The sequence below is a fragment of the Agromyces binzhouensis genome (assembly GCF_042672355.1).
Classification (GTDB): Bacteria; Actinomycetota; Actinomycetes; order Actinomycetales; family Microbacteriaceae; genus Agromyces; species Agromyces binzhouensis.
This window is the reverse complement of record NZ_JBHXVJ010000012.1, coordinates 1-5,614: the sequence shown is the minus strand read 5'-3', so window position 1 is coordinate 5,614 and position 5,614 is coordinate 1. Positions and strand designations below refer to the sequence as shown.

The following is a 5,614-nucleotide window of genomic DNA, read 5'->3' as shown; positions in this document are numbered from 1 at the left end:
CCGCCGGGGGGGGGCGGGGGGGGGGGCGCGGGCCGGCCGGGCGCGGGGCGGCGCGCTCCCGGCCCCCGGGGGGGGGCGGGCGGGCCGGCCGTCGCCCCCGCACGGGCGTCTCCGCAGTCCTGCGGGAGCCCGTCCTCCGGACCCCGACACCCACGCCGGGGCCGCCCGCGCAACCGTGCGCGACGCCTTCCGCCCGGCCGATAGGCTCGTCCGCATGACGCCCCCCGCGACCCAGCCCCCGGCCGTGCCCGCCCTCGATCCCGCGCAGGCGACCGTCGCCCGACGCTCGATCGCGGCGATCGCCTCGGCCGGCGCCGTCGCGCTCATCGCATTCGGCGCGGGCGTGCTCGCCAACCTGGTGTCGCGCGAGCAGAACCCCGTGGTGCTCGCCCAGGTCGTGCCCTACTTCGCGCTCGCGGCGGTCGTGCTCTGGGGGCTGCTCTGCATCGGCAACGCGGTCGGCGCGCTCCGTGCCTGGTTCCTCGCGCTGCCGGTCGGACTCACCTCCGCGGTCCTCGCGACGCTCCTCGCCGCGAGCGCCAACGTGCTCTCGAGCGGAGTCCAGGTGTCGGCGCAGGTCTTCTCGCTCGTGCTCTCGAGCCTGCTCGGGCTCAACCTCCTGTTCATCGTCGCCGCCGTGATCGCCGAGGTGTTCGTCGCCCCCCGCGTGGCCGCGTGGGTGCTTGCGCACCGTCCTCGTCGAGCCGCTCGTCGCGTCGCGCTCGTGCGCATCCCCGCATCGAACCTCGACGAGGCCGAGTTGACGCACCTCGAGCGCCGCCCCGTCGACCAGGCGCTCGCCGACGAGCAGTGGGACGACTACTGCGCCGCGCTCGTGGCCGAGGGGTGGGAGACGGTCGAGGTCGACGCCGCACCCGACCTGCCCGACTCCGTGTTCATCGAGGACGCCGTGGTCTTCTTCGACGGACTCGCCGTGCTCGCCAATCCCGGCGCCGAATCGCGCAGGCCCGAGGTCGAGGCCGTCGAGCGCGCCGTGCGCGCCTTCCCGGGCGTCTCGGTCGCACGCATCACCGCCCCGGGCACGCTCGACGGCGGGGATGTCCTCAAGATCGGCTCGACCGTCTACGTCGGCGCGTCATCGCGGACGAACGCCGAGGGCGTCCGCCAGCTCCGCGGCATCCTCTCGCCGCTCGGCTACACGGTCGTCGCGGTGCCGATCACGAAGGCGCTGCACCTGAAGAGCGCCGTGACGGCACTGCCCGACGGCACCGTCATCGGCTTCCCCGACCTCATCGATTCGACGTCGCTGTTCCCGCGCTTCCTCGCGGTCCCCGAGCCCGAGGGCGTCGCGGTCGTGATCCTGTCGGACGAGACGCTGCTGATGTCGGCCTCGGCGCCCCGGACCGCGGAGCTGCTGTCGGGCCTCGGCTACCGCGTGGTCACCGTCGACATCAGCGAGTTCGAGAAGCTCGAGGGCTGCGTCACCTGCCTGTCGGTGCGGGTTCGCTGATCCGTTCCGCCCCGCGGGATCGGCGTCGTCGGCGCCTCGAAATCCGGTCTTGCGTCCCTCGGGCGCCGAGGCATATTCTGTAGGGCTGCCCGCTCGGGGAACCATCCGGCGGGCGATGGGTTCGTGACCACGACGCAGGAGGACGACATGAAGTACACCGGCATTCCCGCCCGCACGGTCGCGGCGTTCGGTGCGCTCGTCCCGACGCTCGCCTCCTCCGCCACGGTCGACCTGGGCTAGCGCCCCGAGACCGTCCAGCCGGCGGGACGCCGGCCGATCCACGCGGGGCCACGCCCCGCCTCCGCCTGCGCGCGATCGAGCGCGCGGAATCCACGTCTCCCACGACGAGTCGCATCCGCGCGACCCGTCGCGCCTCCCGGAAGGAACCCGGCGTGACCGCCACCGAATCCACCCTCCACCCTCCCCACGCCGAGCGCACCGGGACGGTGCGCGCCCTCATGCGGCTGCGCGAGTACGTCGGGCCCGCGATGCCCGCGATCTACGGGAGCATGGCCGCCTACCTCGTGGCGCAGCTCATCGCCCTCGCGATCCCGCAGGTGCTCGAGGCGATCGTCGACGGCCCGCTCGCCGACGGCGATCGCGCCGCGATCGTGCCGTTCGCCCTGCTCGTGCTCGCGCTCGGCGCCGGCGAGGCCGCCATGTTCGCGCTGCGGCGCTGGCTCGTGATCGGTCCGACCACCAGGGTCGAGGCGCGCATGCGCGACGCGCTCTACGCGAAGCTGCAGGACCTGCCGGTCAGCTTCCACGACCGCTGGCCGAGCGGCCAGCTCCTCTCGCGCGCCGTGAGCGACCTCGGCCTCATCCGCCGGTGGCTGGCGTTCGGCCTCGTGCTGCTCGTCATGAACCTCGTCGTGATCGTCGTCGGCGCCGTCGTGCTGATCTCCATGAGCTGGATGCTGGGGCTCGTCTTCCTCGCCTGCTCGATCCCGCTGTGGATCGTCGGCTACCGGTTCGAGGGCCGCTACTCCGAGGTGTCGCGTCGCAGCCAGGACCAGTCCGGCGACCTCGCGACCGCGGTCGAGGAGTCCGTCCACGGCATCCGCGTCCTCAAGGCGTTCGGCCGCGGCAAGCACGCGCTGAGCTCGTTCCGCGCACAGGCCGAGCAACTGCGCTCGACCGAGATCGAGAAGGCGCGACTCGACGCGAACATCTGGGTGTGGATCCTCGTCGTGCCAGCGGTGGCGCTCGCGATCTGCCTCGTGCTGGGCGTCCAGCTGGCGGCGCAGGGCCAGCTCTCCGTCGGCCAGCTCGTGGCGTTCTTCGCCACGGCGGCGGTGCTCGCCTGGCCGATCGAGTCGATCGGGTTCCTGCTGGCGTTCTCGCTGGATGCGCGGACCGCCACGGACCGGTACTTCGACGTCATGGACAGCGAGAACGCGGTCCGCGACCCGGAGCGGCCCGCCGAGCTGACGTCGCCGCGCGGCGAGTTCGCGTTCTCCGACGTCCGCTTCCGCTACCAGGACTCGCCCGAGCGCTTCGGCGACCTGCTCGACGGCGTCGACCTCGTGCTCCGGCCCGGCGAGACGATGGCGCTGGTCGGACTCACCGGCTGCGGCAAGACGACCATGACGGCGCTCGCCACCCGCCTGTACGACGTCACCGGCGGGTCGGTGACGCTCGACGGCGTCGACGTGCGCGCCTTCCGGCGCGAGGAGCTGCGCCGGCACATCGCGATGGCGTTCGAGGACGCCACGCTGTTCTCCGCGTCGGTGCGCGACAACGTCCTCCTCGGCCGGCCCGAGCTCACGGGCGAGGCCGCGGCCGACCCCGCGGTCGCGGCCGAGGCGGAGCGCGTGCTCGACGAGGCTCTGCGCGTCGCGCAGGCCGGCTTCGCGTACGACCTGCCCGACGGCGTCGACACCAAGGTCGGAGAGGAGGGCATGAGCCTCTCCGGCGGGCAGCGCCAGCGTCTCGCCCTCGCGCGCGCGGTCGCCGCGAAGCCCGCCGTGCTGGTGCTCGACGACCCCCTGTCGGCGCTGGACGTGGCCACCGAGGCGCGCGTGGAGGCCGAGCTGCGGACCGTGCTCGCCTCGACGACCGCGCTGATCGTGGCGCACCGTCCGTCGACGGTGATGCTCGCCGACCGCGTCGCCCTCCTCGAGGACGGGCGGATCACCGCGGTCGGCACCCACTCCGAGCTCCTCCGCGAGTCGGAGCACTACCGCTTCGTCATCTCGAGCCTCGAGGACGAAGAGCGTCGCGCGCAGGCGGAGGCATCCGACCTGATCGACGGCGAGGACCTGGCCCGACCGGCCGAACCGAAGGAGGCGATCCGATGAGCACCGTGATCGGGGTGCAGGGCGAGGAGCGCGACGAGTACACCAGGGCCGAGTCCCGCTGGATCCGCAGGCGGAGCCTGCGCCTGCTCGGGTCCCTGCTGCAGCCGCTGCGCGCGCAGCTCTGGGCGACGATGGCGGTCGTCGTCGTCTCGACGGCGGCCCAGGTCGCCGGGCCGGCGATCATCGCCTACGGCATCGACCAGGGGCTGCCCGCGCTGATGGCGCAGGACTGGCTGCCGGTCGGGCTCGCGGGGCTGGCCTACCTCGTCACCGGCGCGGCGGGCGCGTTCCTCATCGCGTGGTACATCCGCATGGCCGCGCGCATCAGCCAGGCCGTGCTCATCGACCTGCGGACGCGGGTGTTCCTGCACACGCAGAAGCTCTCGCTCGAGTTCCACGAGTCGTACACGTCGGGCCGCATCATCTCGCGCCAGACGAGCGACCTCGACGCGATCCGCGAGCTCATGGACGAGGGCATCAACCAGCTCGTCCGCGGCGTGCTCTACATGCTGTTCACGGCGATCGCGCTCGTGTGGCTGGACTGGTTCTCCGGGCTCGTCCTCCTCGCCACGCTGCTGCCGCTCGCCGCCCTCACGCGCTGGTTCCAGGTGCGCTCGCAGAAGCTGTTCCGACGCTCGCGCGTCGCGAGCGCGAGGCTCATCGTCCAGTTCGTCGAGACCATGACGGGCATCCGCGCGGTGCAGGCGTTCCGGTCGGAGCGGCGCAACGAGCGGGTCTTCGGCGACGTGGTCGAGGACTACCGCGACGTGAACGCCCGCGCGCTCGGGCTGTTCGCCGTGTACAACCCGGCGCTCAACTTCATGGGCTACGTCGCGGTCGCGGGCGTGCTGCTCGTCGGCGGGTTCCGCGTGGCCGACGGGGTGCTCGAGATCGGCGTGCTGCTCGCGGCGGTGCTCTACACGAAGCGGTTCTTCGACCCGATGGAGGAGCTGGCGATGTTCTACAACTCGTACCAGTCGGCCGCGTCGGCGCTCGAGAAGATCTCGGGCGTGCTCGAGGAGCAGCCGAGCGTGCCGGACCCGGCCGAGCCGGTCGACCTCTGGACCGCCGACGGACGCGTGCGCTTCGAGTCCGTGGAGTTCGCGTACACGCCCGACCGCGTCGTGCTGCCGAGGTTCGACCTCGACGTGCCCGCAGGCCAGACGGTCGCGCTCGTCGGCTCGACGGGCGCGGGCAAGTCGACGCTCGCGAAGCTGATCTCGCGGTTCTACGACCCGACCGACGGCGTCGTCGAACTCGACGGCGTCGACCTGCGCCGGATGCACCCGAAGGACCTGCGCCGAGCGATCGTGATGGTCACGCAGGAGGCGTACCTGTTCTCCGGATCGGTGGCCGACAACATCGCGCTCGGCAGGCCCGAGGCGACGTTCGACGAGATCGTCGCGGCCGCGAAGGCGGTGGGCGCTCACGAGTTCATCGAGGGACTGCCGAACGGCTACGACACCGACGTGAACAAGCGCGGCGGGCGCGTCTCGGCGGGCCAGCGCCAGCTGATCTCGTTCGCACGCGCGTTCCTCGCCGACCCCGCGGTCCTGATCCTCGACGAGGCGACGAGCTCGCTCGACATCCCGAGCGAGCGACTCGTGCAGGAGGGCCTGCAGACCCTGCTCGCCGATCGCACGGCGGTCATCATCGCGCACCGCCTGTCGACGGTCGCGATCGCCGACCGGGTGCTCGTCATGGAGCACGGCCGCATCGTCGAGGACGGCTCGCCCGCCGACCTCATCGGCGGCACGGGCCGGTTCGCGGCGCTGCACGCGGCCTGGCGCGACTCGCTCGTGTAGCGGTGCGGCGGGCGGATGCCTCGGGCGCGAGCCCGAGG

At 72.7% G+C, this 5,614-nt stretch carries 3 protein-coding genes; all 3 read left to right on the top strand.

Annotated elements, in window-relative coordinates:
- The first annotated feature begins 214 nt into the window (after positions 1-214).
- The 3 genes from ddaH to ACFVHK_RS16950 all read left to right on the top strand — a co-directional run bounded on the left by ddaH (position 215) and on the right by ACFVHK_RS16950 (position 5,576).
- The gene (gene ddaH, locus ACFVHK_RS16960; RefSeq protein ID WP_376929843.1) at positions 215-1,471 is read left to right on the top strand and encodes a dimethylargininase; all 1,257 of its coding nucleotides are present in this window, start codon (positions 215-217) and stop codon (positions 1,469-1,471) included.
- 458 nt (positions 1,472-1,929) lie between these two features.
- Positions 1,930-3,771: an ABC transporter ATP-binding protein gene (locus ACFVHK_RS16955; protein ID WP_376929844.1), complete on the top strand. Its 1,842-nt coding sequence runs from the start codon at positions 1,930-1,932 to the stop codon at positions 3,769-3,771.
- Positions 3,768-5,576 carry an ABC transporter ATP-binding protein gene (locus tag ACFVHK_RS16950; protein WP_376929842.1) on the top strand — a complete coding sequence of 603 codons (1,809 nt, stop codon included), beginning with the start codon at positions 3,768-3,770 and terminating at the stop codon, positions 5,574-5,576. Before ACFVHK_RS16955 ends, ACFVHK_RS16950 begins: the two co-directional genes overlap by 4 nt.
- The last annotated feature ends 38 nt before the right edge of the window (positions 5,577-5,614 follow it).